The following is a 26,981-nucleotide window of genomic DNA, read 5'->3' as shown; positions in this document are numbered from 1 at the left end:
ATCTTTGAAACCCTTGTCGTTATTGGGTTTGCGCTGCGCTATCATAGCAACGCCGTACCGCGGGGTGGCCGCCGGCCAAGCCGGACGGCACGTCGCGCGGGCCAGGATTCGGCGCTGTGTCGTCGGAGTCTGACTCTCGACGGCACGGTTCGCGCACGTATAATCGGCGCGTTCGCGCTGTTCGTGTCAAACCTAACCTGAAAAAGGAACCTTAATGAACAAACAGGAACTGATCGACGCCGTCGCCGCCCAAACGGGCGCCAGCAAGGCTCAAACCGGCGAAACGCTGGACACGCTGCTCGAAGTCATCAAGAAGGCCGTGTCGAAGGGTGATGCGGTTCAGCTGATCGGCTTCGGCAGCTTCGGTTCGGGCAAGCGCGCAGCACGTACGGGCCGCAACCCGAAGACCGGCGAAACCATCAAGATCCCGGCAGCCAAGACGGTCAAGTTCACGGCTGGCAAGGCGTTCAAGGACGCCGTCAACAAGCGTTGATTCAGCGCCTGTGCCAGGAAAAAAACCCGCCTTTTGGCGGGTTTTTTGTTGGGCGCGCGCGGCATTTTCGCCACAGTCCGCGCCCCTCTTGCAAGATTTAACGGTTACTTTTCGCGAGCCGTTTTTTACCGCGTGTTACGCGTGCACGATCTGCGCGTCGGGATCCTCGTCGTCGTGCGCGTCGACATCCCATGCCGGGAACGGATCGTCGAACGCGGTCCATTGCGCCGCACCGAGCGCGAATTCCGCATCGGTGAGCAGGCATGCGTCGAGCTTCGCGCGCCATGCGTCGGCATCGAGCCCGATGCCGATCAGCACGAGTTCCTGACGGCGATCGCCAACCGAGCGATCGTCGAGGTCCCCCTGCCACTCCGTGCGAATTTCCGCGAGCAGTTCGTCGTCATCCGGCCATTCCGCGCGATCCTGCGCGGCCCACCAGAGGCCTGCCGGGCCATGCCGGCACACGCCGCCCGCCTGCGACAGCGAACCCGCGATGTCGTTGCGCGTCGCGAGCCAGAAGAAGCCCTTGCTGCGCAGCACGCCCGGCCACTCCTGATGCAGCAGCGCCCAGAGTCGCGCCGGATGAAACGGCCGGCGCGCGCGGTAAACAAAATTGCCGATGCCGAATTCGTCGGCTTCGCCGTGCACGTGCGCATGATGCGGATCATGGCACTCGGGATCGTCGCACTGCGTGTGATCGTCATCCAGCGACGCGAGCCAGCCCGGCGCATTCGCGGCTTCGTCGAAATCGAAGCGGCCGGTGTTCAGCACTTCGTCGAGCGGCACGTTGCCGAACGTCGACACGACCTGGTGCGCGCGCGGGTTGAGCCGCGCAAGGATGTGTCGCAGGCGCGCGAGTTCGTCAGCGCCGACGAGGTCGGCCTTGTTGATCACCAGCACGTCGCAGAATTCGATCTGCTCGATCAGCAACTCGACGAGCGTGCGATCGTCTTTGTCCGATGCGGCGATGCCGCGCGTCGCGAGCGCGTCGTCGGAACCGTAGTCGCGCAGGAAATTGTAGGCGTCGACCACGGTGACGAGCGTGTCGAGCCGCGCGACGCTCGACAGCGACGCGCCGTCGTCGTCGACGAACGTGAAGGTTTCGGCGATCGGCATCGGCTCCGCGATGCCGGTCGATTCGATCACGATCGCGTCGAAGCGGCCGTCGGCCGCGAGATTGCGAATCTCGACGAGCAGGTCGTCGCGCAGCGTGCAGCAGATGCAGCCGTTCGACATCTCGACGAGGCGTTCCTCGACGTGCGACAGCGCCTGCGCATCGCGCACGAGCGACGCGTCGATGTTGACCGCCGCGAGATCGTTGACGATCACGGCGACTTTCAGGCCCGCGCGGTTCGCGAGAATGTGATTGAGCAGCGTGGTCTTGCCGGCGCCGAGGAAACCGGACAGCACGGTGACGGGCAACGGCTGGTTCATTGCCGGATTCATAACGATTTGCACCAACGGAAAAAATGAAAAAGCGGCCGTGGCGCCCTGGCGGGGCGCGATCGGCCCGGAGCCGGTCGCCCGATGCCAGTCGAAACCGCGGCGTGAGCCCGCATTGTGCATCAAACGCGCGCGGGCCGAGCGGCACGGCGTCAGCGCGCGCCGCGGCGCGGCGTCACTGCTCGGGCGGCAGCAGCTTCCACTGCGTCAGGATTGCGGCGATCTGCCGCGCGTACTTGTCGCGCAGCGACGGCGTTTCGGAATGATAGGCGCCGACGGCCTGCCATGTGTTGCCGTAGCGATTCATCTTCTGGCGCAGGTGCCACGCGGCGATATAGACGTTCTTGCACGGCTCCATCAGCGTGTCGCGGCCGATACCGTAGCGCGACAGCGTGGGCAGATGAATCGAATTGATCTGCATCAGGCCGTAGTCGACCGAGCCGTTCGTGTTCTTGTTCAGCGCGGCGGGCCGGTTGCGCGACTCCTGCCACGCGATCGCGCGCAGGATCAGCGGATTGACCTTCTGGTACCGGGCGGCCTCGTCGAAACAATCCGCGCGAGCGTTTCCGCAGGCGAACCACACGCCGGCGGCGATCAACGCGATCGAAGCGAACCGTCTGTTCATGGTGCGGAAACGAAAAGGGAATGACGCAAAGGTCGGGAAAACCCGTGCCTGTTATTCGTACGGCTGGAAACGCGCCGCCCGTATCATACCGACAGTCCGTCACGTGGTGACATGCGGAAGACGGCAGCCCGTTTATACCGCATTTCGGTGTCAATTCATCGCAAAACCGCGGCGATGGCCGGAATGCCTAGGCGGCGCCGAAATCTTACATATCGCATACGGCATGCCGGATACATGTCGTATGTGAGACAGTCCTCAGATCAATGTGATATTTCGGACATGAAAAACTGCTAATGTCGCCTCTTTAGGACCTGGATCCCAGCACTACCGCCGGAAGTGGCCTGAGCCGGCATCGACCCATTCATCCATGACAAGAAATCGCTTCGTTATGCGGCGCGTCGCCACGACCCTGATCGTCGCCGGCATCGTCGTCTCGCAGGCCGCCTACGCTCAGGTCACGCTCAATTTCGTGAATGCGGATATCGACCAGGTCGCCAAGGCGATCGGCGCCGCAACCGGCAAGACCATCATCGTCGACCCCCGCGTGAAGGGGCAGCTCAACCTCGTGGCCGAACGTTCCGTGCCGGAAGACCAGGCGCTGAAGACGCTGCAGTCGGCGCTGCGCATGCAGGGCTTCGCGCTCGTGCAGGATCACGGGGTGCTGAAGGTCGTGCCCGAGGCCGACGCGAAGCTGCAGGGCGTGCCGACCTATGTCGGCAATACGCCGCGCGCGCGCGGCGACCAGGTCATCACGCAGGTGTTCGAGCTGCACAACGAATCGGCGAACAACCTGCTGCCGGTGCTGCGGCCGCTGATCTCGCCGAACAACACGGTCACCGCCTACCCGGCGAACAACACGATCGTTGTCACCGATTACGCGGACAACGTGCGCCGCATCGCGCAGATCATCGCAGGCGTCGACAGCGCCGCGGGGGCGCAGGTGCAGGTCATCCCGCTGCGTAACGCAAACGCGATCGACCTCGCCGCGCAACTGCAGAAGATGCTCGACCCCGGCTCGATCGGCAACAGCGACGCGACGCTGAAGGTGTCGGTCACGGCCGATCCGCGCACCAACTCGCTGATGCTGCGCGCATCGAGCGCGTCGCGCCTCGCGGCGGCGAAGCGCATCGTGCAGCAGCTCGACGCGCCGAGCGGGGTGCCCGGCAACATGCACGTCGTGCCGTTGCGCAACGCCGATGCGGTCAAGCTCGCGAAGACGCTGCGCGGGATGCTCGGCAAGGGCGGCAACGACAGCGGCTCGTCGGCGTCGTCCAACGATGCGAACAGCTTCAACCAGAGCGGCGGCTCGTCGGCGAGCGGCAACTTCTCGACCGGCACGTCCGGCACCCCGCCGCTGCCGTCCGGCGGCCTCGGCGGCTCGTCCTCGTCGTCGGCCTACGGCACCGGTGCGTCGGGCAGCGGTGGCGTCGGCAGCGGCGGCCTGCTCGGCGGCGACAAGGACAAGAGCGACGACAACCAGCCGGGCGGGATGATCCAGGCCGATGCGGCCACCAATTCGCTGATCATCACCGCGTCCGATCCGGTCTACCGGAACCTGCGCTCGGTGATCGACCAGCTCGACGCGCGGCGTGCGCAGGTCTATATCGAGGCGCTGATCGTCGAACTGAATTCGACGACGCAAGGCAACCTCGGGATCCAGTGGCAGGTGGCGAGCGGCCAGTTCCTCGGCGGCACGAACCTGGCACCCACGGCCGGAACTGGTCTGGGCAACAGCATCATCAACCTGACGAGCGGCGGCACGGCCGCCACCACCGGGCTGGCCGCCAATCTCGCGGGCCTGAGTCAGGGCCTCAACATCGGCTGGCTGCACAACATGTTCGGCGTGCAGGGCCTCGGCGCGCTGCTGCAGTATTTCGCGGGCGTGAGCGACGCGAACGTGCTGTCGACGCCGAACCTGATCACGCTCGACAACGAGGAAGCGAAGATCGTCGTCGGCCAGAACGTGCCGATCGCGACCGGTTCGTACTCGAACCTGACGAGCGGCACGACGAGCAACGCGTTCAATACCTACGACCGTCGCGACGTCGGCCTGACGCTGCACGTGAAGCCGCAGATCACCGACGGCGGGATCCTGAAGCTGCAGCTCTACACGGAGGATTCCGCGGTCGTCAGCGGCACCACCAACGCGCAGACCGGCCCGACCTTCACGAAGCGCTCGATCCAGTCGACGATCCTCGCGGACAACGGCGAGATCATCGTGCTCGGCGGCTTGATGCAGGACAACTACCAGGTGTCGAACAGCAAGGTGCCGCTGCTCGGCGACATCCCGTGGATCGGCCAGCTGTTCCGTTCGGAATCGAAGCAGCGCCAGAAGACCAACCTGATGGTGTTCCTGCGCCCAGTGATCATCTCCGATCGCAGCACCGCGCAGGAAGTCACGGCCAACCGCTATGACTACATCCAGGGCGTGACCGGCGCGTACAAGTCGGACAACAACGTGATCCGCGACAAGGACGATCCGGTCGTCCCGCCGATGCCGCTCGGCCCGAGCCAGGGCGGCACGCCGGCCGGCAACCTGTTCGATCTCGACAAGATGCGTCGCCAGCAGTTGCAGCGCCAGGTCGCGCCGGTGCCGGCCCAGCCGCTGCCCGAGGCGACGCCCGCGCAGCCGCAAGGCGTGCCGCAGCAGTCGGTGCCGCAACAGCCGCTGACCGCCACGCCGGGAGCCTCGCAGTGAGCAACACGCTCGCGTCCTCGGCCCAAGACGGCGCGCCGGGCGACCGGCAGCCGCCGTCGCCGCTCGCCGCGCGCCTGTTGCCGTACGGCTTCGCGAAGAGCGGCCAGGTGCTGATCGCGCACCAGCTCGACGACACGCTCGAGGTGTGGATCAGCGAGCGCACGAACGATGCGGCGCTCGCCGAAATCGCGCGCAACTTCGGCTCGATTTCCGTGCATCGCGTGCCGGCCGACGAGCTCGCGCAGGCGATCAACCAGGCATACGCGCGCCAGGACGGCAGCGCCGCGCAGGTCGTCGGCGAGGTCGAAGGCGAAGTCGACCTGTCGCGACTGATGCAGGACATCCCCGAAGTCGAGGATCTGCTCGAATCGGAAGACGACGCGCCGATCATCCGGATGATCAACGCGCTGCTCACGCAAGCGGCGCGCGAACAGGCATCGGACATTCACATCGAGCCGTTCGAGAATGCGTCGGTCGTGCGGTTTCGCGTCGACGGCACGCTGCGCGACGTCGTGCGGCCGAAGAAGGCGCTGCACGGCGCGCTGATCTCGCGGATCAAGATCATGGCGCAGCTCGACATCGCCGAGAAACGCCTGCCGCAGGACGGCCGCATCACGCTGCGCGTCGGCGGCCGGCCGGTCGACGTGCGCGTGTCGACGCTGCCGACCGGGCACGGCGAGCGCGCGGTGCTCCGTCTGCTGGAAAAGGATGCGCAGCGCCTGAACCTCGAAGCGCTCGGGATGGGCCGCGACACGCTCGTCCAGTTCGACAAGCTGATCGGCCGCCCGCACGGGATCGTGCTGGTGACGGGCCCGACCGGCTCGGGCAAGACGACCACGCTGTATGCGTCGATGTCGCGGCTCGAAACGGCGACGACCAACATCATGACCGTCGAGGATCCGATCGAATACGACCTGTCCGGAATCGGCCAGACGCAGGTGAACGAGCGGATCGGGATGACCTTTGCCCGTGCGCTGCGTTCGATCCTGCGTCAGGATCCGGATGTGATCATGATCGGCGAAATCCGTGACCTCGAAACCGCGCAGATCGCGGTGCAGGCCTCGCTCACGGGCCACCTCGTGCTCGCGACGCTGCACACCAACGACGCGGCATCGGCCGTCACGCGTCTGACCGACATGGGCGTCGAGCCGTACCTGCTCGCGTCGTCGCTGCTCGGCGTGCTCGCGCAGCGTCTGGTGCGCCAGCTCTGTTCCGTCTGCAAGGAAGAGCGGCACGAGGACGGCCGCACCGTGTGGCATCCGGTCGGCTGCGACCGGTGCGGGCATTCGGGCTATGCGGGCCGGCGCGGGGTATACGAACTGCTGGTGATCGACGATTCGATCCGCGCGCTGATCCACCGCAACGCGGCCGATGCGGAGATTCTCGCCACGGGCCGCGCACAAGGGATGCGCACGCTGCGCGACGATGCCGAGCGCTGGCTTGCGGCCGGCGCGACGTCGCTCGAGGAAGTGCTGCGCGTGACGGGAGGCGCATAGCGCGATGCCGGCATTCCGTTTCGAAGCCATCGATTCGGCGGGGCGACCGCAGAAAGGCGTGATCGATGCCGACAGTGCGCGTGGCGCACGCGGCCAGCTGCGCACGCAGGGGCTCACGCCGCTCGTCGTCGAGCCGGCCGCCAGTGCGACCCGCGGCGCGCGTTCGCAGCGCCTCGCGTTCGGCCGCAAGCTGTCGCAGCGCGAACAGGCGATCCTCACGCGCCAGCTCGCGAGCCTGCTGATCGCGGGGCTGCCGCTCGACGAGGCGCTCGGCGTACTCACCGAGCAGGCCGAACGCGACTACATCCGCGAATTGATGGCCGCGATCCGTGCCGAGGTGCTCGGCGGCCATTCGCTCGCGAATGCGCTGGGCCAGCATCCGCGCGACTTCCCGGAAATCTACCGTGCGCTCGTCGCGGCGGGCGAGCACACCGGCAAGCTCGGCATCGTGCTGTCGCGCCTCGCCGATTACATCGAACAGAGCAACGCGCTGAAGCAGAAGATCCTGCTGGCGTTCACGTATCCGGGGATCGTCACGCTGATCGCGTTCGGCATCGTCACGTTCCTGCTGAGCTATGTCGTGCCGCAGGTCGTCAACGTGTTCGCGAGCACGAAGCAGCAACTGCCCGTTCTCACGATCGTGATGATGGCGCTGTCGGAGTTCGTGCGGCACTGGTGGTGGGCGATCCTGATCACGGTCGCGCTCGTCGTGTGGTTCGTGAAGGCGACGCTGTCGCGCGACGGGCCGCGGCTCGCGTTCGACCGCTGGGTGCTGACCGCGCCGCTCGCGGGCAAGCTCGTGCGCGGCTACAACACGGTGCGCTTCGCGAGCACGCTCGGGATCCTGACCGCGGCCGGCGTGCCGATCCTGCGCGCGCTGCAGGCGGCCGGCGAGACGCTGTCGAACCGCGCGATGCGCGCGAACATCGACGATGCGATCGTGCGCGTGCGCGAAGGCTCCGCGCTGTCGCGCGCGCTGAACAACGTGAAGACGTTTCCGCCGGTGCTCGTGCACCTGATCCGTTCCGGCGAAGCGACGGGCGACGTGACGACGATGCTCGACCGCGCGGCGGAAGGCGAGGCGCGCGAGCTCGAACGGCGCACGATGTTCCTGACGAGCCTGCTCGAGCCGCTGCTGATCCTCGCAATGGGCGGCATCGTGCTCGTGATCGTGCTGGCCGTGATGCTGCCGATCATCGAGCTGAACAACATGGTGCAGTGACGGCCTGACCGCCAGTCAGGCCGCTACCGTTCAACGCATGTAGATCGCGGGGGACGGCGTGTTCGCGGGGAGCTGGACTTCGGCGCGGGCGCCGTTGCGGTCGATGATGATCGAGCGGCTGCGGACTTCGGCGAGCTTCGCGCCGGACGTGAGCTCCGCGCCGAGCGACACGGCACGCGGCGGCTCGCCACCGATACCGACGATCGCGGCGGCGCCATGACCGATCGAGAGAATGCCGAACAGGTGGATGTCCTGGACGGGATTCTTGTCGAGCTGTCCGCCGAAGAGCGCGGCGGCGTCCTCGGTGCGGATCGGCAACCGCGCGGCGGCGGCGGGCAGCGGCGCTTCGCGGGCCGACAGCGTGACGACCCAGTAGGTGGCCGTCGCGCACAAACCCGCGAAGAGGGCGAGGGAGAGGATCCGGATCGAGAGCGCGTTCATGCGCGCTATTGTACGGATGTATATGAAATTTGCGTTGGGTGAAAGCCCTCGGCAATGCGCGCCTTACAATGCGTGCTCCGCGCCCGGTGAACCGGAAGCTTGCCGTCAGGCAAACGTCCGCGATGCGCCGGGTGCGTCACTCAATCGACGATATTTTTTGGAAAGAGGTAGTCAGTCATGCAAACGTGGATCACTCGCCGTAATGCGGCCGTGCGCCGTCAGCGCGGTTTCACGCTGATCGAGATCATGGTGGTGGTCGCGATCCTCGGGATCCTGGCGGCACTGATCGTGCCGAAGATCATGAGCCGTCCCGACGAGGCGCGCCGTATCGCCGCGAAGCAGGACATCGGCACCGTCATGCAGGCGCTCAAGCTGTACCGCCTCGACAACGGCCGCTATCCGACCCAGGAGCAGGGCCTGAACGCGCTGATCCAGAAGCCGTCCACTGATCCGATCCCGAACAACTGGAAGGACGGCGGCTATCTCGAGCGCCTGCCGAACGATCCGTGGGGCAACGGGTACAAGTACCTCAACCCGGGCGTGCACGGCGAGATCGACGTGTTCAGCTACGGCGCCGACGGCAAGGAAGGCGGCGAAAACAACGATTCCGACATCGGTTCGTGGCAGTAAGCCTGCGTCGACCGATCCGACGATCGTCCCCGTTCTTCATTTCATGCCCGCCCTTCGCACGCCCTTGCGCTCCGCTCGCGCTCGCCGCGATGCCCGCGACCGCCGCGTGCGTCGCGGCGCGGCCGTGACCGCGGCACGCACGCGTGCACGCGGCTTCACGCTGCTCGAGATGCTGGTCGTGCTCGTGATCGCGGGCCTGCTGGTGTCGCTCGCGTCGCTGTCGCTGACGCGCAATCCGCGCACCGACCTGCGCGAGGAAGCGCAGCGCATCGCGCTGCTGTTCGAGACGGCCGGCGACGAAGCGCAGGTGCGCGCGCGCCCGATCGCGTGGCAGCCGACCGCGCACGGCTTTCGTTTCGACGTGAGTTCGCCCGACGGCTGGCGCACGCTGCGTGACGACCTGCTGCGCCCGCGCGACTGGGACGGTGGCGTCACGGGCGCCGATATCGACTATCCGGGGTCGGACACGCACGCGAGCACGGTCGTGTTCGGCACCGAAAGCGTCGACACGCCGGTGCGTGTGACGCTGCATTCGGCGGTCGGCAGCGCGACGATCGTCGGCACCGGCAACGGCCGCTACGAGGTGCAATGACGATGCGTCGTCGCCTGCCCTTCCCGGCTTCCGGTTCCCGAGGCTTCACGATGATCGAGGTGCTGGTCGCGCTCGCGATCATCGCGGTCGCGCTCGCCGCGTCGATCCGCGCGGTCGGCACGATGGCGAACAATGCATCCGATCTCCACCACCGGCTGCTGGCCGGCTGGAGCGCCGACAACGCGCTCGCGCAGCTGCGGCTCACGCATGCGTGGCCGGAGGTCGGTGAGCAGAATTTCGATTGTTCGCAAGGCAACGTGCAGATGGTCTGCACGCAGCGCGTGAGCACGACGCCGAACCCGGTGTTCCGGCGCGTGCAGATTTCGGTGAGCATGCCGGGGCACCCCGGCGTGCTCGCGCAAATGGTGACGGTGGTCGCGAATGAAACCAGCCGTCCGCTCTGACGCGCCGATGTGGCGCCGGCCCGTGCGTTTCGTCGGCTCGCGCCGCGTGCGCGGCTTCACGCTGATCGAATTGATGATCGCGATCGCGATCCTCGCGGTGGTCGCGATCCTCGCGTGGCGCGGGCTCGACCAGATCATGCGCGGCCGCGACAAGGTCGCGTCCGCGATGGAAGACGAGCGCGTGTTCGCGCAGATGTTCGACCAGATGCGCATCGACGCGCGGCTCGCCGCGACCGACGACGAAGCCGGCCAGCCGGCGATCGGCGTCGCCGGCAATACGCTGCAGATCGTCCGCGAACTCGACCTGCCGGGCGCCGCGCCGCGGCTGCAGGTGGTCCGCTACCGGATCGCCGGCGGGCGCGTCGTGCGCTATGCATCGCTGCCGCTGGCCGATGCGAACCGCTTGCGCGACGTGCTGAAGGACAGCAGCGTCGACGGCTGGACCTGGGTCGCGCTGATGGGCGGCGTCGGTGCGATCGACGCGAAGCTGTACGTGCCGCGCGTCGGCTGGACCACCAACCTGCAGACGGCCAACGACGCGCTGTCGCAGAACAACGATGCGCTGAAGGTGCCGCAGATCGGCAACGCGCCGCCGACCCGCGCGGTGACGGGGCTGCAGGTCAGCATCGGCGCGACGTCGCTGCGCGTGCCCGTCACGCGCATCTTCCTCGTCGGGGAATGACGATGCGCGCGCGCCCTCACCGTTCCCGCTTCGCCGGCCGCCCGCCCGCGAGCACACATGCCCGCCGCGAGCGCGGCGCGGCGATCATCACCGCGCTGCTCGTCGTCGCACTGTCGGCGATCCTCGTGTCGGGGATGCTGTGGCGCCAGCAGGTGCAGATTCGCCGGATCGAGAACCAGCGCGTGATCGCGCAGGCGCAGTGGGTCGCGCGCGGCGCGCTCGACTGGACGCGCATGATTCTGCGCTCCGAGGGCGACACGGCGCCCGGCATCACCTATCTCGGCGGAATCTGGGCCGTGCCGATCGCGAAGACCAAGCTGTCGGACTTCCTCGGCCGGATCGGCGCGCCGAACGACAACGGCGGCGAAGACACCTACCTCTCCGGATCGATCGAGGACGCGCAGGCGAAGTACAACCTGCGCAATCTCGTGTCGTCGCCGGCACCCGGCGTGCTGCAGCTCAACGTGATGCAGCTGCAGGCGTTCCAGCGACTGCTGACGACGCTCGGCTACGACGGCGCATTCGCGAAGCGGATCGCACTGCAGATGCGCGCGGGCCTGATGCATTCGGCGACGCGCTTCCAGACGCCGACGCTGCCCGGCGCCGGTACGGCCGCGACCGCACCGGTGACCGGCGGCGACATGCAGGCCGGCAACTTCACCGACGAGCCAGGGATGTCCGACGGCGAGCGCGGGCCCGCGCCGCTCGTGATGACGGGCGTCGACAACCTGCTCGACGTCGACGGCGTGACGCCCGAGATGGTCGCGCGGCTGCGCCCGTTCGTCACCGTGCTGCCGACCACGACGCCGGTGAACATGAACACCGCGCCGGCCGAGGTGATCGCGGCGCTGGTGCCGGGGATGAGCGTGTCGTCCGCGCAGGCGCTCGTATCGCGCCGCGAGACCGTGTTTTTCCGCAACGTCGGTGACGTGCAGCTCGCGCTGCGCGGTGCCGGTGCGCCGAACGTGACGATCGACTCGAGCCTCGTCGACGTCAATTCCAGCTATTTCATCGTGCATGGCCGGATCCAGCACGATCGCGCGGAGGTGGATCGCACCTCGCTCGTGTATCGTGATCCGACCACGCACTCGACGCGGGTCGTGCGCATCCGCGACCAGCTATAACGACGCCATTCGGGAGAGGAGCTCTTGAGCACGCTGATTGTTTCTTTGCCGCCGCGCGAGCCGGCCGTGCCGTTGCAGGAATGGCAGTGGCCCGAGCTGCCGTTCACGCTCGTGGACAAGGCCGGCCAGGTGCAGCGCGCGGGCCACGCCGCGCTCGCGCTGCTGCCGCGCGCGAACGAGACGCTGCTGATCGTCGCCGCGCGCGACGTGCTGCTGCTGGCCGCGACCGTGCCGCCGCTCAAGGGGCCGAAGCTGCGCCAGGCGCTGCCCAACATCGTCGAGGATCAGCTGATCCAGGATCCGCTCGGCTGCCATGTCGCGCTCGATCCGGTCGCGCTGCCCGATGGCCGTCGCGTGCTGGCCGTCGTCGACCGCGCGTGGTTCCGTACGATCTGCGACGCGTTCGCCGCGGCCGGCCACCGGCGCCTGAGCGCGGTACCCGCGACGCGCTGCCTGCCGGCGCCGCGCGAGCCGGCGCCAGCGCCGCTCGATACTCCTGCCGACGGTGAGGCCGTCACGGCCAGCGCGATCACGAACGCGCCGGCTGCCCGCCCGACGGCCGTGGCCGCGGTGCTCGGGCTGGCGAGCGCGGTCGAACCGGCGCTCGTCGAAGCCGGCGCGCTGCCGGTCGCGGCCGGTGCGCCGCGTCTCGAACTCGCGATCGCGCGCGGCGCGCTCGGCGAGGGTTTCGCGGCGCCCGCGTCGCGTGCCGCCGGCACGCTGGCCGCGCTCGCGGGCGGCGGCGACGTCGAACTGTACGAACTCGGCGAGCCGGGCGCGGAGCCACGGCTCGCGTCGGTCGGCCGCGCCGACGGCCCGCTGCTGCCGGGTGCGCAGCCGCTGTCGTTCGACACGTTCGCGCGGCGTGCGCTCGCCGAGCGCTTCGATCTGTGCCAGTTCGAATTCGAGTCGCAGCCGTGGCGCTTCGACCGCGCGACGATGAAGCGCCTGCGCGTGCCGATCGCCCTCGTCGCGGCAACGCTCGCCGTCGCGGTGATCGGGATGAACCTGCACTGGTGGAAGCTGTCGCGCGAGCGCGATGCGCTGTCCGCGCAGATCACCGAGACGCTCCTGTCCGCCTTCCCGAAGACCACGACGGTGCTCGATCCGCCCGCGCAGATGCAGCGCCAGCTCGACCAGCTGCGCCTCGCGGCGGGCGAGCTGTCGCCGAACGACTTCCTCGCGCTGTCGAGCGGGCTGTCGCGTTCGATGGGCGCGCTGCCGCTGAACGGAATCGCGTCGCTCGATTATCACGACCGGCGGCTCGACGTCGGCTTCAAGCCGGAGGTCAAGGTCGACCCCGATTTCCCGCAGCGTCTCGCGCGCAACGGGCTCGCTGGCGAAGTCGACAGCAGCACCGGCAAATGGACCATCCGGAGCCGCCCATGAAGACCGAACAACTGACCCAGACGCTGGCCCAGTTCTGGGGCGAGCGCTCGCAGCGCGAGCGCACGCTGCTCGGCTGGGGCGGCGCCGTGCTGGCCGTCGCGATCGCGTATTCGGTGCTGTGGTCGCCCGCGCAGGAAGGCCGCGCGCGCATCCGGCACGAGCTGCCGACGATGCGCAGCGAGCTCGCGCAGATGACCGCGCAGGCCAACGAGGCGAAGTCGCTGACGGCCGCCGCGCAAGGCGTCGCGCCGACCGGCCTCGCGCTGAAGGACGCGCTCACCGCGTCGCTGTCCGATCACGGGCTGCAGGGCGCGCAGGTGCAGGTCGTCGGCAATGGCGTGCAGATCCAGATGAAGAACGTGCCGTTCCCGGTGTGGACGCAGTGGCTCGACGACGCGCGCCGGCAGTTCAAGGTGCAGGTCGGCGAAGCCCACGTGACCGGCCTGAAGGAAGACGGCCAGGTCGACCTGACGGCTGTGATGCAACCCTCGACGCAGAAGTGACGCGGTGGATGAAACCAGCGACGGTCGGCCGATGAGGCCAGGGATCAGGCGGCTTGCCGCCGCAGTGCCGTGGGTGGTGGCAGGCGGGCTCGCGACGGCGCTGACGCTCGTCGCGCTCGCGCCGGCCGCGTGGATCGCGCCGCAAGTCGCGCGCGCGACCGGCGCTCACGTGAACCTCGTCGATCCGGACGGCTCGCTGTGGCACGGTTCGGGCACGCTGATGCTCGCGCCGGGCGCGGACCAGAGCGCGGCGACGCTGCTGCCGGGGCGGGTCCAGTGGACCACGCGCTTCTGGCCGCTGCTGACCGGGCGCGTGCAGATGCATATGCGGCAGACCGAGGCGATGCCCGACGCCGTCACGCTCGACGCGACGTGGCGCGGCGCGGTGCTGTCGGCGGGCTCGATGGCCGTGCCCGCGTCGCTGCTCGCGGGGCTCGGCACGCCGTTCAACACGCTCGACCTGCAGGGCGACGTGCGGCTCGGCTGGACCGACTGGCGGATGATCGGCAACAACGCGTTCGGCCAGCTGACGGTGACGATCGATTCGATGAGTTCGCGCGTGTCTCGCGTGAAACCGCTCGGGTCGTACCGCGCGGTGCTGCAGGCGAAGGGGGCGGACGCCGATCTCGACCTGTCGACCACGCAGGGCCCGCTGTTCCTCGACGGGCATGGCAGTTTCGGCCCCGGCCGCGGATCGTTTCGCGGCACCGCGCATGCGGCGCCCGAGCAGCAGGCGAACCTCGCGGGGCTGCTGAACCTGCTCGGCCGTCCGATCGGAAACAACCAGGTGTCGCTGATCTTCGGCGACGCGACGCGCTGAACGCGCGCGGCGCCCTCTCCCCTTTCCCCGATTACTTCTGCGCGAGCGGCGCGGCAGCCGACGGTGCGGTCGCGGCCGGCGCCGCCGCACCGGACGCCGGCACCGGTGCGGGCGCCGCCATCTCGCCCGTTTCGCGCGCCATGTCCGACGCATCCCAGCCGCCGCCGAGCGCCTTCACGAGCCCGACCGACGACACCATCCGCTGGCCGGAGATCGTCGCGAGCTTCTGCTGCGCGGTAAACGCGGTGGTCTGCGCGCTCAGCACGTTCAGATAGGCGACCGTGCCGGCCTTGTACTGGTTCGTGACGATCGCGAGCGCTTGCTCGGCGCTGTCGACGGCCTGCCGCTGCACGTCGACTTCTTGCGCGAGGATGCGCTGCGACGCGAGGTTGTCCTCGACGTCCTGGAACGCGGTGAGTACCGCGAGGCGATACGCGGCGACGTCCTGGTCGTAGGTCGCGCGGGCGGCATCGGTCTGCGCGGCGCGCAAGCCGGCGTCGAACAGCGTCGCCGCGAGCTGCGGGCCGACCGTCCAGAACCGCGCGGGCAGCGTGAACAGTTGCGACCACACCGAGCTCTGGAAGCCGCCGGTGGCCGACAGCGTGAGCGTCGGGAAGAACGCGGCGATCGCCACGCCGATCTGCTCGTTCGCGGAAGCCGCGCGGCGCTCGGCCGCCGCGATGTCGGGCCGGCGCTCGAGCAACGCGGACGGCACGTCGACCGGCGTGATCGGCGGTTGCGCGGTGAGCGGGTTCGGCGGCAGCGAGAACGTCGATGCCGGTTCGCCGATCAGCGTCGCGATCGCATGCTCGTACTGCGCGCGCGCGACGCCGTTGTCGATCGATGCGGCCTGCGCGCTTTGCAGCTGCGTTTGTGCCTGGATCACGTCCGCGCGCGCGGCGACGCCCTGCGCGTACTGGTTCTGCGTGAGCTTCAGCGATTCGCCGTACGACTTCACGGTGTCGTCGAGCAGCTTCTGCAGCGCATCGGACGTGCGCAGCTGGAAGTAGGTCTGCGCGAGCAGCGCCTGCTGCGACAGCCGCGCATTCGCGAGATCGGCCGCGGCGGCCGCTTCGCCGGCGCGCTGCGCGCTGACGCTGCGGCTCACCTTGCCCCACAGGTCGGGCTCCCAGCTCGCATCGAGGCCGACGCTGTAGCTGTTGCTGATCGACGAACTGCTGCCGAAGCTCGACGAGCCCGACGACGTGGACGTGCGTCCCGAGCGTGCGCGCGAGCCCGACGCGGTCAGGCCGACGGTCGGGAAATACGCTGCGCGCGCTTCGGTGACGAGCGCGCGGGCTTGCCGGTACGCGGCGGCCGATTGCGCGATGGTCTGGTTCGATGCGTTGAGCTTGCCGATCAGCGCGTCGAGCTGCGGATCGTTGTAGACGGTCCACCACGGGCCGCGGTCGGCCCGGTCGGCCGGCTGCGCGACCTTCCAGCCGGCCGGCGCTTCCTTGAAGGCGGCGGGGATCGACGTGTCGGGCCGGTGATAGTCGGGCCCGACGGCGCAGCCGGCGAGCAGCACGGCAGTCGCAACGGCGACGGCGGCGCTCAGCGGGCGAAAGGCGCGCGGGAGGGGGGCGTACGGCATCGTGGTTTTCCTGTCTGGGCGCGACGGCCGGCGAGCGGCGCCGCGCGATGCGGTCGTCGTGCCGCTGGCGGACAAATGGTAACTGACGGCGGGAAAGCCGCGCAGCCCTAAGGGTACGGCGCGCGGCGGCACGCATGTGTTACCGGCGCGGCCGGCCGGGTTACCGGCCATTACGGACCGCTTGCGGACGAGACAGGCAGGAAATGCGGCGCGGACCCCACCGGGCCGCGAGGGGCGCGGCCGGCGTTCAGTCGGGATGGCGAAAGCGGCGTGGCTTCAGTGGCAGCGCACGGGCACCGGAACGGGATCGGCGGCGGACCGCCATGTCGACGGCTCCGTTGCCGCCGGCTGGCTCGTGCGGCGGGCGGCGTCCTTCGCGTTGCGCTGCCGGCGATGATCGAACCATGCGAACCCGAGCGCCGCGAGCGATCCGCCCGGTACCACCAGCATCGTCACGTACAGCGCGATCTTCCAGCCGCGGTGCGGCCCGGAGAACACATGATGAGCGGTATCGGTCAGGTTGCGGCGCAGCGCGCCGGCGGCATTTTTCAGGAACAGCATCGCGAACATCCTCGGGGGCCCGGCAGCGCGGGCAAAGCGGTCAGAACATAGTCTCCGGCAGTGCAACATGCACGTCGTAACTGGTTGACTGAAATAATATTGACTAAGCAATCATTTTTCAAGATACTGGGCGCGTTTTGACCTGAAACGCACTATTGCTGTGTGCGCAATCGCATGAACGGCGGCCTCTACGATCCCGACACCATCGCCCTGGAAACGAGCCTCGGTTATTACCTGACCAAGGCCCGGCAGGCGCTCGTCGAGCGGATGGACCGCGCACTCGAGCCGCACGACCTCACCGCGCAGCAGATCGGCGTGATCCTGCTGCTGTCGCGCGGCTATGCGCGCACGCCGTTCGAGCTGTCGCGCAAGATGTCGTATGACAGCGGCTCGATGACGCGGATGCTCGACCGTCTCGAGCGCAAGGGCCTGGTCGCGCGCTCGCGCAGCGAGCAGGACCGCCGGATGATCGAGCTGACGCTGACCGAGCGCGGCGCCGAGGCGGCCCGCGCGTTGCCGTCGCTGATCGCGACCGCGCTGAACGCGCAGCTCGCCGGCTTCTCGGCCGACGAACTCGCGACGCTCACCGGCCTGCTGCAGCGGTTCATCGCCAACGGGCCCGGCGACGCCGGCTGCCCGAAACCCGACGAACCGGACCGCTGAGCGCGGGAGGCCCGATGTCTAGGTTAAGCATTCGCTTATTTGTCTGTCTGGGCAGAAGATGACAAGACACATGCTCCGTCTCTCCCCTTACCCGTTCCACCCGGCCGGGCCGCGCGGTATCGCGCGCCCGTGCGTTGTGCCGGCGCGTCGCGCGCGCCGCGTCTAGGAGATTCCGATGTCCGCCACCACGGCATCCGCCACGCCGCCTGCCGCCCAACCCGCGCCGCTCACCGGCGGCGCGCTCGCGCTCCTTACCGTCGGGCTCGCGCTCGGCACCTTCATGGAAGTGCTCGACACGTCGATCGCGAACGTCGCGGTGCCGACCATCTCGGGCAGCCTCGGCGTCGCGACGAGCGAAGGCACGTGGGTGATCTCGTCGTATTCGGTCGCGTCCGCGATCGCGGTGCCGCTGACCGGCTGGCTCGCGCGGCGGGTCGGCGAGGTGCGCCTGTTTACGCTGTCGGTGCTCGCGTTCACGATCGCGTCGGCGCTGTGCGGCCTCGCGTCGAACTTCGAGACGCTGATCGCGTTCCGGCTGCTGCAGGGCCTCGTGTCGGGCCCGATGGTGCCGCTGTCGCAGACGATCCTGATGCGCAGCTACCCGCCGGCGAAGCGCGGGCTCGCGCTCGGGCTATGGGCGATGACGGTGATCGTCGCGCCGATCTTCGGCCCGTTGCTGGGCGGCTGGATCAGCGATAACTACACGTGGCCGTGGATCTTCTACATCAACCTGCCGATCGGCATCTTCTCGGCGGCCTGCGCGTACTTCCTGCTGCGCGGCCGCGAGACGAAGACGAGCCGGCAGCGGATCGACGCGGTCGGCCTTGCGCTGCTCGTGATCGGCGTGTCGTGCCTGCAGATGATGCTCGACCTCGGCAAGGACCGCGACTGGTTCAACTCGACCTTCATCGTCGCGCTCGCGCTGATCGCGGTCGTGTCGCTCGCGTTCATGCTCGTGTGGGAGGCGACCGAGAAGGAACCGGTGGTCGACCTGTCGCTGTTCAAGGACCGCAACTTCGCGCTCGGCGCGCTGATCATCTCGTTCGGCTTCATGGCGTTCTTCGGCTCGGTCGTGATCTTCCCGCTGTGGCTGCAGACGGTGATGGGCTACACGGCCGGCAAGGCCGGCCTCGCGACCGCGCCGGTCGGGCTGCTCGCGCTCGTGCTGTCGCCGCTGATCGGGCGCAACATGCACCGGCTCGATCTGCGGATGGTCGCGAGTTTCGCGTTCATCGTGTTCGCGGGCGTGTCGGTCTGGAATTCGACGTTTACGCTCGACGTGCCGTTCAATCACGTGATCCTGCCGCGGCTCGTGCAGGGGATCGGCGTCGCGTGCTTCTTCGTGCCGATGACGACGATCACGCTGTCGAGCATTTCCGACGAGCGGCTCGCGAGCGCGTCGGGGCTGTCGAACTTCCTGCGCACGCTGTCCGGCGCGATCGGCACCGCGGCCAGCTCGACGTTCTGGGAAAACGATGCGATCTACCACCACGCGCGGCTGTCGGAATCGGTGAGCGTCTACGCGCAGAACACGACCGACTACCAGGGCGCGCTCGCGCAGCTCGGGATCGTCGGGCAGACGGCCAATGCGCAGCTCAACCAGCTCGTCACGCAGCAGGGCTTCATGATGGCGACCAACGACTTCTTCCACCTGTCGGCCGGCGTGTTCATCGCGCTCGCGGCGCTGGTGTGGATCACGAAGCCGAGGAAGGGAGCGGGGCCGGCGATGGGGCATTGAGTGGCCGCCCGCCCGATTCAGCACGTCTGATTCCACCGGCCATCGATCCGGCTTCACTCCCGTGCCCGCAATCCCCCGAAGGCCAGGTCGTCGCCCGACGCGATCGGCAGCGTCGCCCGCGCGACGTCGAGCCAGGCCCGCGCCGCGTGCGACAGGTAGCCCTTCTTCAGCCAGCCGAGCGCGATCGCCCATGTGATCTCCGGCTCGACGATCGGCCGGCACGTGAACTGCCGCGCATCGAGCCGCCGGCAGTACGGCTCCGGCAACAGCGCGATGCCGACGCCCGCGTGCACCAGCGCGGCCATGAAGTCCCAATGACCGCTGCGGCTCACGATCGACGGCGTGAAGCCGACCTGCCGGCACGCGTCGAGCACCGCATCGTGCAGCGCGAGGCTTTCCGCATAGAACACGAACGACTCGCGCGCGAGATCGGCGAGCGGCACGGCCGCGTCATCCTCCCAGCGCGATTCGCGCGGCGCGACGAGCCACAGCGGCGCGCGCACCATCGGCAGCCGCTCGAATGTGCCGGGATCGACCGGCTCCAGCAGCCCGCCGAGTTCCAGTTCGCCCGACATCAGCGCGGCCTCGATCATCCGCGCGCCCTGCTCGAACAGCTTCAGCTCGATGTTCGGATAGCGCTGCTTGTACGCGGCGATGATCGGCGTGAACAGCGACCCGCCGAGCGGCGGAATGCCGATCGTCAGCTCGCCGCGCCCGAGCGTGCCGAGATCGTTCAGCTCCGACTGCAGCTGCGCCTGCGCGGCGAGCACGTCCTGGCCGCGCTGGAACACGATCCGCCCCGCGTCGGTCAGCACCATCTGCCGGCCGTCGCGCAGCAGCAGCGGCGAGCCGATCTCGTCCTCGAGCGCCTTCACCATCTTGCTGATGGTCGGCTGCGTGACGAACAGCCGGTCGGCGGCCGCGGTGAAGCTCTGCTGACGGACCACCTCGACGAAGTACCGCAGTGCGCGCAATTCCATCGATTACTCCCCAGTTTGGTGCGGCGAACCCAAAGCGAATTCCGAATTGGAATGACAAGGATAGAGACAAGTCATTTTATTTATGGTTAGGGGAAACCCTATACTCACACCATCAACGGAACATCTGTATGGAGCCTGCCATGACCCACCCGACCACCACTGCCGCCGCCCGCCCCGCCGCTGCGGGCAACGTTGCGCGCACGGGCCGGATCGTGCTGCAGGCCGCCGCGCTCGGCGTACTGTGGATGGCGGTCGACTGGGTCGTGCGCGCGGTCGGTCTGCCGGTGCCGTCCGGCGTAATCGGCCTCGCGGTGCTGCTGGTGCTGCTGTTCTCGGGCCGTGTCGCGCCCGCCTGGGTCAAGGACGGCGCGAACTGGCTGCTGTCCGACATGCTGCTGTTCTTCGTGCCGGCCGCCGTCGCGGCGGTCCAGTACGGCGGGCTGTTCCGCGAGGACGGCTGGCGCATCGCGCTGGTCATGCTCGCCGGCACCGCGTTCGTGATGGTCGCGGTGGCCGTCGCGGTCGACCTCGCCGCGAAGCTCGAACGCCGGCTGGCCGCGCAGCGCGTGTTCGCCGAACGCCGCCGCGCGCGCCTCGCCACCGTGTCGGCTCACTGAGCCGGGGCCCGCGATGCCTGCGCTGTTGTCCGGCCTGTCCGTCGACCAGGTAAATACGGCGATCTCCGTCGGCTGCTTCGTGCTGACGGTCGTCCTGTATTTCGCGTCGAAGCGGCTCTACGCGTACAAGAAGACGCCGCTGTTCTCGCCGCTCGTGTTCGTGCCGGGCGTGCTGGTGCTGCTCGTGTTGCTGACCGGCATCCCGTATTCGGTCTACTTCCGCGACACGCGCTGGCTGATGTGGCTGCTCGGCCCGGCGACGATCGCGTTCGCGGTGCCGATCTACGAATATCGCGAGCTGATCCGCCGCCACTGGCTGTCGCTGTCGGTCGGCGTCGCGGTCGGGATCGGCGCGGGCGTGTGCGGGTCGCTGCTGCTCGCGAAGCTGCTGCACCTGTCGCCCGAACTGCAGCGCTCGCTGATGACGCGCTCGGTGTCGACTCCGTTCGCGCTCGCCGTGTCCGACAAGATCCATGCGCCGAAGGACCTCACCGCCCTCTTCGTGATCGCGACCGGCATCTGCGGGATGCTGCTCGGCGAGATCGTGCTCGCGCTGGTGCCGATGCGCACGCGGCTCGCGCGCGGCGCGCTGTTCGGCGCGGCCGCCCACGGCGTGGGCACCGCGAAGGCGCGCGAGATCGGCAGCGAGGAAGGCGTCGTGTCGAGCCTCACGATGATGATCGCGGGCGTCGCGATGGTGCTGATCGCGCCGCTGCTGTCGCTGCTGCCGATCTGACGCCGCAGCCCGCCCTCCCACCGCACCGCAGCCGCGCGGGCCAGTCGTTGTCCCGCCGTTCCAGCCCTGCCTCGAGCCGGCACCCGCCGACAATCGGCTGAGATAGCCGCAATTCCCCCCTCTTTTCCGCCCATCGGGCTCGGCCCGGATGCCGAACAATGCATGCTACGAGACATCACGCACGCATTCACATGGCCTCCACGACCGCAAACCCGACTGCCGACAAGCCGGCTTCATCCGGCAAGTTCAAGCGCCTCGCGCTCATCGCCGTCATCGCGCTGGGCGCGGCCGCCGCCGCTGCGGGCGGCATGTACGTGTTCCTGAGCAAGGCGGGCGTCGGCCACGCGAGCGCGCCCGCCGAACCGGCGCCGCTCGCCGCGCCGGTGTTCTTCCCGCTCGACCCGCTGACCGTGAACCTGCAGTCGGACGACGGCGTGCAGCATTACCTGCGGGTCGGCCTGTCGCTGAAGCTCACCGACCCGAAAGCGCAGGAGCAGCTGACCGCGCGCATGCCGGAGATCCGCAGCCGGATCCTGCTCGCGCTGTCGAACAAGCATCCCGAGGATCTCGCGACACCGGAGGGCAAGCGTTCGCTCGCGAAGGAACTGCGGGACCTGATCGAGCAGCCGACGCAGCCGGGCAACCAGCGCGCGAAGGTCGACGACGTGCTGTTCACCGAATTCGTCGTCCAGTAACGCGGCCGCAAAAGGAGCGCGCATGGGCCACCAGGAGTTCATGTCCCAGGAGGAGGTCGATGCCCTCCTCAAGGGCGTCACGGGCGAAACCGACACGGTCGACGAGCAGCGCGACCTGTCGGGCGTCCGCCCCTACAACATCGCGACGCAGGAGCGGATCGTCCGCGGCCGGATGCCCGGCCTCGAGATCATCAACGACCGCTTCGCGCGCTTGCTGCGGATCGGCATCTTCAACTTCATGCGGCGCACGGCGGAAATCTCCGTGAGCCAGGTGAAGGTGCAGAAGTACAGCGAGTTCACCCGCAACCTGCCGATCCCGACGAACCTGAACCTGGTGCACGTGAAGCCGCTGCGCGGCACGTCGCTGTTCGTGTTCGACCCGAACCTCGTGTTCTTCGTCGTCGACAACCTGTTCGGCGGCGACGGGCGCTTTCACACGCGCGTCGAGGGCCGCGACTTCACGGCCACCGAGCAGCGGATCATCGGCAAGCTGCTGAACCTCGTGTTCGAGCACTACGCGACTGCCTGGAAGAGCGTGCGGCCGCTGCAGTTCGAATTCGTGCGCTCGGAGATGCACACGCAGTTTGCGAACGTCGCGACGCCGAACGAGATCGTGATCGTCACGCAGTTCTCGATCGAGTTCGGGCCGACGGGCGGCACGCTGCACATCTGCATGCCGTACTCGATGATCGAGCCGATCCGCGACGTGCTGAGCTCGCCGATCCAGGGCGAGGCGCTCGAGGTCGACCGCCGCTGGGTGCGCGTGCTGTCGCAGCAGGTGCAGTCGGCCGAGGTCGAGCTGAGCGCGAATCTCGCGGAGATTCCGTCGACCTTCGAGAAGATCCTGAACCTGCGTGCGGGCGACGTGCTGCCGCTGGAGATCGAGGACACGATCACCGCGAAGGTCGACGGCGTGCCGGTGATGGAGTGCGGCTACGGCATTTTCAATGGTCAATATGCGTTGCGCGTGCAGAAGATGATCAGCGCGAGCGACACGATGAAGGAAGGTGGATATGAGTGAGCTGAACCAGACGCCCGAACTCGACGCGCAGGCCCTCGCCGACGCGGCACTCGCGGAATCGGCCGCGGCCGCGCAGGCGGCACCTGCGGCGGCGCAGGAAGATCAGGGCCTGGACGACTGGGCCGCCGCGCTTGCCGAGCAGAACCTGCAGCCGGTGCAGGCGGGCGCGACCGGTTCCGGCGTGTTCCAGCCGCTGTCGAAGGCCGCGGCCAGCTCGACGCACAACGACATCGAGATGATTCTCGACATCCCGGTCAAGATGACCGTGGAGCTCGGCCGCACCAAGATCGCGATCCGCAACCTGCTGCAGCTCGCGCAGGGGTCGGTCGTCGAGCTGGACGGCATGGCTGGCGAGCCGATGGACGTGCTCGTGAACGGCTGCCTGATCGCGCAGGGCGAGGTCGTGGTCGTCAACGACAAGTTCGGCATCCGGCTGACCGACATCATCACGCCGGCCGAACGCATCCGGAAGCTGAATCGGTGAACGTCGTCACGCCCGGCCGCCGCGTGCGCGTCGCGACCTCGGTGGCGGCTGCCGTCGCCATTGCGGCGTCGCTCGCGTGCGCGCCGGCCGGCGCCGCCGACATGAACGCGGTGAACAACGCCGGCTCCATCGCGTCGAGCGTGATGGTCGGCTCGGCCGCGCCGTCGCTCGGCGTCGGCGCGGTGCTGCAGACGCTCGTCGGGCTCGCGGTCGTGATCGGCCTCGTGTTCGGCTGCGCGTGGCTCGCGCGCCGCTTCGGGTTCCAGCCCGCGCGGCGCGGCGGACCGCTGAAGGTCGTGTCGAGCGTCGGGCTCGGCGCGAAGGAAAGCGCGACGATCGTCGAGATCGGCGATACCTGGCTCGTGCTCGGCGTCGCGCCGGGCAACGTGCGGTTGCTGCATACGCTGCCGGCTCGCTCGGCGGTGGCGCCGGCGTCGGCCGACCTTCCCACCGGTACGCCTTCCGCCGAACGCGGCCAGGCTGGCACGTTCGGCGCGCGGTTTCGCGACGCGCTCGCGGGCGAAGCCGCGAAGCGCTTCGGACGCGGCAAGGACAACCGCTGACATGGCGTCGCGCCCTCTTTCCGTATCTGCATTCCGATGAAACACGAATTCCTGCGTCGCGCGGCGCGCTTCGCGCCCGCGCTGATCCTCGGCCTCGCCCCCGCGCTCGCCTGCGCGCAGGCGGCCGGCCTGCCCGCGTTCAACACGAGCCCGGGCCCGAACGGCGGCACCACCTATTCGCTGAGCGTGCAGACGATGCTGCTGCTCACGATGCTGTCGTTCCTGCCGGCGATGCTGCTGATGATGACGAGCTTCACGCGCATCATCATCGTGCTGTCGCTGCTGCGCCAGGCGCTCGGTACCGCGACGACGCCGCCGAACCAGGTGCTGGTCGGCCTCGCGATGTTCCTCACCTTCTTCGTGATGTCGCCGGTGCTCGACCGCGCCTACGCCGACGGCTACAAGCCGTTCTCCGACGGCTCGATGCCGATGGAGCAGGCCGTGCGGCGCGGCATCGCGCCGTTCAAGACCTTCATGCTGAAGCAGACCCGCGAGACCGATCTCGCGCTGTTCGCGAAGATCTCGAAGGCCGCGCCGATGCAGGGCCCGGAAGACGTGCCGCTGTCGCTGCTGGTGCCCGCGTTCGTCACGAGCGAGCTGAAGACCGGCTTCCAGATCGGCTTCACGATCTTCATCCCGTTCCTGATCATCGACATGGTCGTCGCGAGCGTGCTGATGTCGATGGGGATGATGATGGTGTCGCCGTCCACCGTGTCGCTGCCGTTCAAGCTGATGCTGTTCGTGCTGGTCGACGGCTGGCAGCTCCTGATCGGCTCGCTCGCGCAGAGCTTCACGTAAGCGGAGGAAACGCGCGATGACGCCCGAACAGGTGATGACGCTGGCGCACCAGGCGATGATGGTCGGCCTGCTGCTCGCCGCCCCGCTGCTGCTGGTCGCGCTCGCGGTCGGCCTCGTCGTGAGCCTGTTCCAGGCCGCGACGCAGATCAACGAATCGACGCTGTCGTTCATCCCGAAGCTGCTCGCGGTGGCCGCGACGCTCGTGATCGCCGGCCCGTGGATGCTGACGACGATGCTCGACTACCTGCGGCAGACGCTGCTGCACGTCGCGACGCTCGGCGCCGGCTGACCGGCGCGCCCGGTTCCGTTCCGTCGCGATGTTCTCGGTTACCTACGCGCAGCTCAACGGCTGGCTGACCGCCTTCCTGTGGCCGTTCGTGCGGATGCTCGCGCTCGTCGCGACGGCGCCCGTGGTCGGCCATGCCGCAGTGCCGGTGCGCGTGAAGATCGGCATCGCCGCGTTCATGGCGCTGGTCGTCGCGCCCACGCTCGGCGCGATGCCGGACGTCACCGTGTTCTCCGCGCAGGGCATCTGGATCGTCGTCACGCAGTTCCTGATCGGCGTCGCGCTGGGCTTCACGATGCAGCTCGTGTTCGCGGCCGTCGAGGCGGCCGGCGACTTCATCGGGCTGTCGATGGGGCTCGGCTTCGCGACCTTCTTCGACCCGCATTCGAACGGCGCGACGCCGGTGATGGGCCGCTTCCTGAACGCGATCGCGATGCTCGCGTTCCTCGCGGTGGACGGCCACCTGCAGGTATTCGCGGCGCTGGCCGCGTCGTTCCAGACGCTGCCGGTGTCGGGCGACCTGCTGCACGCGCCCGGCTGGCGCACGCTCGCCGCGTTCGGCGCGACCGTGTTCGAGATGGGGCTGCTGCTCGCGCTGCCGGTGGTCGCGGCGCTGCTGATCGCGAACCTCGCGCTCGGGATCCTGAACCGCGCGGCGCCGCAGATCGGCATCTTCCAGATCGGCTTTCCGGTCACGATGCTGGTCGGGCTGTTGCTCGTGCAACTGATGATCCCGAACCTCGTGCCGTTCGTGTCGCATCTGTTCGACATGGGGCTCGATGCGATGGGGCGGGTGTTGCTCGGGTGGCGCTGAGGCGCCCGATCGTCATTGCTGCCAGGGCGCCATCTCGGCGAAATTCGACTGGCCGGAATTCGGGTTCTTTATCGGATTCAGATAAGGATGCTGGCTAGGGTGTTACGGGCGGCATGCGCACCGGCAACGATCAAAAAGGGGTGGCCGCCAGAGTGATCACGCAGCACAAACACCGTTGCGAAAATAAATCCACCCCATAACGCGATTGCCACATATAGGACGCTGTAGCCATGCGTGGCGCCGAACATAAGAGTTGACACACAGACGGCTAGCGAAGCGCTTGTTTTAAATACGCGGCAAATCAAGCGAATGGGTAACCACTGGAAGACAAATGTTTCCACCAGCGGCGCGACCACGGAACCGACAAACAGGCGAGTTGCTAGATCGCGTTTCATAAGGTCAGGTGATGATCCGACGAGGGTATCCGAAGAAAGATCGAATAAAAATAGAATGGCCCAGATAATGATGCCAACAAGATATGTAAGTGCCCAAGTCAGGAGCACTGAACCGATAGCCGGGCCACGTGCGAGAAATTGGGTTATTTTGGCAGCCGTTATGATTCGGCGATCGACCAAGGAGCCCTCCTGCAAAATGATTCGAATCGAGTAGTTCTCGACAATCGTCTCAGCACCAAACATTTCAATCGGATCGAAAGTCAGTATGTCCGATACGCGGCAACAGCGAACTGCCATACTGACATTTATATTTCTGCCGAACTGGCTCCGAGTCGGTTCCAGTAAGCGGATTGCCCGACTGTGCTCGGTTTCGCCCCCGCTTGCTGGAAAACCCCTAACGGAATCGCCCGCCCGCGAAAGGTTGCAGAAGGTTTCGCCTCCCTATACTCGTTAAGACGATGCAGCAAGCATCGC

General features: G+C 67.9%; 30 protein-coding genes. 23 read left to right on the top strand and 7 right to left on the bottom strand.

Features of this window, described 5'->3' with window-relative positions:
* The first annotated feature begins 214 nt into the window (after positions 1 to 214).
* Positions 215 to 493, top strand: coding sequence for an HU family DNA-binding protein (locus ACVK00_RS26990; RefSeq protein WP_006401505.1), 279 nt, complete (start codon positions 215 to 217; stop codon positions 491 to 493).
* A 135-nt stretch (positions 494 to 628) separates the two neighbouring features.
* On the opposite strand, the gene ACVK00_RS26985 is transcribed toward ACVK00_RS26990, so the two are convergent.
* A complete protein-coding gene (locus ACVK00_RS26985) occupies positions 629 to 1,939 on the bottom strand; it encodes a GTP-binding protein (protein WP_456826969.1) in 1,311 nt (436 codons plus the stop codon).
* Positions 1,940 to 2,111: 172 nt separating this feature from the next.
* Complete coding sequence (locus ACVK00_RS26980) at positions 2,112 to 2,561, bottom strand: lytic transglycosylase domain-containing protein (RefSeq protein ID WP_166725866.1); 450 nt, start codon at positions 2,559 to 2,561, stop codon at positions 2,112 to 2,114.
* A gap of 367 nt (positions 2,562 to 2,928) precedes the next feature.
* Here ACVK00_RS26980 and gspD point away from each other — a divergent pair, with 367 nt between their 5' ends.
* The 3 genes from gspD to gspF are packed head-to-tail and all read left to right on the top strand — an operon-like array spanning position 2,929 to position 7,977.
* On the top strand, positions 2,929 to 5,259 hold the full coding sequence (gene gspD, locus ACVK00_RS26975; RefSeq protein WP_284900513.1) for a type II secretion system secretin GspD: 2,331 nt from the start codon (positions 2,929 to 2,931) through the stop codon (positions 5,257 to 5,259).
* Positions 5,256 to 6,755: a type II secretion system ATPase GspE gene (gene gspE, locus ACVK00_RS26970; protein WP_284900516.1), complete on the top strand. Its 1,500-nt coding sequence runs from the start codon at positions 5,256 to 5,258 to the stop codon at positions 6,753 to 6,755. The genes gspD and gspE overlap by 4 nt, the downstream gene beginning before the upstream one ends.
* 4 nt (positions 6,756 to 6,759) lie before the next feature.
* Complete coding sequence (gspF, locus tag ACVK00_RS26965) at positions 6,760 to 7,977, top strand: type II secretion system inner membrane protein GspF (RefSeq protein ID WP_284900518.1); 1,218 nt, start codon at positions 6,760 to 6,762, stop codon at positions 7,975 to 7,977.
* A gap of 30 nt (positions 7,978 to 8,007) precedes the next feature.
* On the opposite strand, the gene ACVK00_RS26960 is transcribed toward gspF, so the two are convergent.
* A complete protein-coding gene (locus ACVK00_RS26960; protein ID WP_166725869.1) occupies positions 8,008 to 8,418 on the bottom strand; it encodes a general secretion pathway protein GspC in 411 nt (136 codons plus the stop codon).
* A 177-nt stretch (positions 8,419 to 8,595) separates the two neighbouring features.
* Here ACVK00_RS26960 and gspG point away from each other — a divergent pair, with 177 nt between their 5' ends.
* Genes gspG through ACVK00_RS26920 form a run of 8 tightly spaced genes read left to right on the top strand, consistent with a single transcriptional unit; the run spans position 8,596 to position 14,562 of the window.
* Positions 8,596 to 9,048, top strand: coding sequence for a type II secretion system major pseudopilin GspG (gspG, locus tag ACVK00_RS26955; RefSeq protein ID WP_228906356.1), 453 nt, complete (start codon positions 8,596 to 8,598; stop codon positions 9,046 to 9,048).
* A gap of 43 nt (positions 9,049 to 9,091) precedes the next feature.
* A complete protein-coding gene (locus ACVK00_RS26950) occupies positions 9,092 to 9,640 on the top strand; it encodes a GspH/FimT family pseudopilin (protein WP_284900521.1) in 549 nt (182 codons plus the stop codon).
* Positions 9,637 to 10,044, top strand: coding sequence for a type II secretion system minor pseudopilin GspI (gene gspI / locus ACVK00_RS26945; RefSeq protein WP_228906351.1), 408 nt, complete (start codon positions 9,637 to 9,639; stop codon positions 10,042 to 10,044). The genes ACVK00_RS26950 and gspI overlap by 4 nt, the downstream gene beginning before the upstream one ends.
* Complete coding sequence (locus ACVK00_RS26940) at positions 10,022 to 10,726, top strand: PulJ/GspJ family protein (protein ID WP_284900523.1); 705 nt, start codon at positions 10,022 to 10,024, stop codon at positions 10,724 to 10,726. Before gspI ends, ACVK00_RS26940 begins: the two co-directional genes overlap by 23 nt.
* A gap of 2 nt (positions 10,727 to 10,728) precedes the next feature.
* The gene (gene gspK, locus ACVK00_RS26935) at positions 10,729 to 11,850 is read left to right on the top strand and encodes a type II secretion system minor pseudopilin GspK (RefSeq protein ID WP_284900524.1); all 1,122 of its coding nucleotides are present in this window, start codon (positions 10,729 to 10,731) and stop codon (positions 11,848 to 11,850) included.
* 24 nt (positions 11,851 to 11,874) lie between these two features.
* Complete coding sequence (gene gspL, locus ACVK00_RS26930; RefSeq protein ID WP_284900525.1) at positions 11,875 to 13,239, top strand: type II secretion system protein GspL; 1,365 nt, start codon at positions 11,875 to 11,877, stop codon at positions 13,237 to 13,239.
* The gene (gspM, locus tag ACVK00_RS26925; RefSeq protein WP_228906344.1) at positions 13,236 to 13,742 is read left to right on the top strand and encodes a type II secretion system protein GspM; all 507 of its coding nucleotides are present in this window, start codon (positions 13,236 to 13,238) and stop codon (positions 13,740 to 13,742) included. The genes gspL and gspM overlap by 4 nt, the downstream gene beginning before the upstream one ends.
* Before the next feature lie 31 nt (positions 13,743 to 13,773).
* Positions 13,774 to 14,562 carry a type II secretion system protein N gene (locus ACVK00_RS26920; protein WP_228907588.1) on the top strand — a complete coding sequence of 263 codons (789 nt, stop codon included), beginning with the start codon at positions 13,774 to 13,776 and terminating at the stop codon, positions 14,560 to 14,562.
* A gap of 31 nt (positions 14,563 to 14,593) precedes the next feature.
* On the opposite strand, the gene ACVK00_RS26915 is transcribed toward ACVK00_RS26920, so the two are convergent.
* Both ACVK00_RS26915 and ACVK00_RS26910 read right to left on the bottom strand, forming a co-directional pair.
* Entirely contained in the window at positions 14,594 to 16,156 is a 1,563-nt protein-coding gene (locus ACVK00_RS26915) for an efflux transporter outer membrane subunit (RefSeq protein ID WP_284900529.1), read from the bottom strand.
* Between the two features lie 276 nt (positions 16,157 to 16,432).
* Positions 16,433 to 16,717, bottom strand: a complete 285-nt coding sequence (locus tag ACVK00_RS26910; RefSeq protein ID WP_175715843.1) for a multidrug ABC transporter ATPase — start codon at positions 16,715 to 16,717, stop codon at positions 16,433 to 16,435.
* 174 nt (positions 16,718 to 16,891) lie between these two features.
* Between ACVK00_RS26910 and ACVK00_RS26905 the strand changes: the two genes are divergently transcribed.
* Entirely contained in the window at positions 16,892 to 17,380 is a 489-nt protein-coding gene (locus tag ACVK00_RS26905) for a MarR family winged helix-turn-helix transcriptional regulator (protein WP_006757446.1), read from the top strand.
* A 175-nt stretch (positions 17,381 to 17,555) separates the two neighbouring features.
* Complete coding sequence (locus ACVK00_RS26900) at positions 17,556 to 19,118, top strand: DHA2 family efflux MFS transporter permease subunit (protein WP_006750436.1); 1,563 nt, start codon at positions 17,556 to 17,558, stop codon at positions 19,116 to 19,118.
* Between the two features lie 53 nt (positions 19,119 to 19,171).
* On the opposite strand, the gene ACVK00_RS26895 is transcribed toward ACVK00_RS26900, so the two are convergent.
* Positions 19,172 to 20,098 carry a LysR family transcriptional regulator gene (locus ACVK00_RS26895; RefSeq protein ID WP_006750435.1) on the bottom strand — a complete coding sequence of 309 codons (927 nt, stop codon included), beginning with the start codon at positions 20,096 to 20,098 and terminating at the stop codon, positions 19,172 to 19,174.
* 140 nt (positions 20,099 to 20,238) lie between these two features.
* Between ACVK00_RS26895 and ACVK00_RS26890 the strand changes: the two genes are divergently transcribed.
* The 9 genes from ACVK00_RS26890 (at position 20,239) to fliR (ending at position 26,112) form a co-directional block, all read left to right on the top strand.
* A complete protein-coding gene (locus ACVK00_RS26890) occupies positions 20,239 to 20,715 on the top strand; it encodes a CidA/LrgA family protein (RefSeq protein WP_228906338.1) in 477 nt (158 codons plus the stop codon).
* A 13-nt stretch (positions 20,716 to 20,728) separates the two neighbouring features.
* On the top strand, positions 20,729 to 21,451 hold the full coding sequence (locus tag ACVK00_RS26885; protein ID WP_228906336.1) for an LrgB family protein: 723 nt from the start codon (positions 20,729 to 20,731) through the stop codon (positions 21,449 to 21,451).
* A 158-nt stretch (positions 21,452 to 21,609) separates the two neighbouring features.
* A complete protein-coding gene (gene fliL / locus ACVK00_RS26880) occupies positions 21,610 to 22,146 on the top strand; it encodes a flagellar basal body-associated protein FliL (RefSeq protein WP_228906333.1) in 537 nt (178 codons plus the stop codon).
* 22 nt (positions 22,147 to 22,168) lie between these two features.
* Positions 22,169 to 23,167: a flagellar motor switch protein FliM gene (gene fliM / locus ACVK00_RS26875; RefSeq protein WP_012362723.1), complete on the top strand. Its 999-nt coding sequence runs from the start codon at positions 22,169 to 22,171 to the stop codon at positions 23,165 to 23,167.
* Complete coding sequence (gene fliN, locus ACVK00_RS26870; RefSeq protein ID WP_354122885.1) at positions 23,160 to 23,651, top strand: flagellar motor switch protein FliN; 492 nt, start codon at positions 23,160 to 23,162, stop codon at positions 23,649 to 23,651. The genes fliM and fliN overlap by 8 nt, the downstream gene beginning before the upstream one ends.
* On the top strand, positions 23,648 to 24,214 hold the full coding sequence (gene fliO, locus ACVK00_RS26865) for a flagellar biosynthetic protein FliO (protein WP_284900538.1): 567 nt from the start codon (positions 23,648 to 23,650) through the stop codon (positions 24,212 to 24,214). Before fliN ends, fliO begins: the two co-directional genes overlap by 4 nt.
* A gap of 36 nt (positions 24,215 to 24,250) precedes the next feature.
* Positions 24,251 to 25,012, top strand: a complete 762-nt coding sequence (fliP, locus tag ACVK00_RS26860) for a flagellar type III secretion system pore protein FliP (RefSeq protein WP_228906330.1) — start codon at positions 24,251 to 24,253, stop codon at positions 25,010 to 25,012.
* Between the two features lie 16 nt (positions 25,013 to 25,028).
* Positions 25,029 to 25,301, top strand: coding sequence for a flagellar biosynthesis protein FliQ (gene fliQ / locus ACVK00_RS26855; protein ID WP_006750427.1), 273 nt, complete (start codon positions 25,029 to 25,031; stop codon positions 25,299 to 25,301).
* Between the two features lie 28 nt (positions 25,302 to 25,329).
* Complete coding sequence (gene fliR / locus ACVK00_RS26850; RefSeq protein WP_175765658.1) at positions 25,330 to 26,112, top strand: flagellar biosynthetic protein FliR; 783 nt, start codon at positions 25,330 to 25,332, stop codon at positions 26,110 to 26,112.
* Positions 26,113 to 26,189: 77 nt separating this feature from the next.
* Here the strand turns inward: fliR and ACVK00_RS26845 are convergent, their stop codons facing one another.
* Positions 26,190 to 26,804: a CPBP family glutamic-type intramembrane protease gene (locus ACVK00_RS26845; RefSeq protein ID WP_284900545.1), complete on the bottom strand. Its 615-nt coding sequence runs from the start codon at positions 26,802 to 26,804 to the stop codon at positions 26,190 to 26,192.
* Positions 26,805 to 26,981 lie beyond the last annotated feature (177 nt).

The sequence above is a fragment of the Burkholderia sp. PvR073 genome (assembly GCF_054055695.1).
Note: the sequence above shows the minus strand (reverse complement) of the source record. Positions and strands in the feature narration are given on the sequence as shown.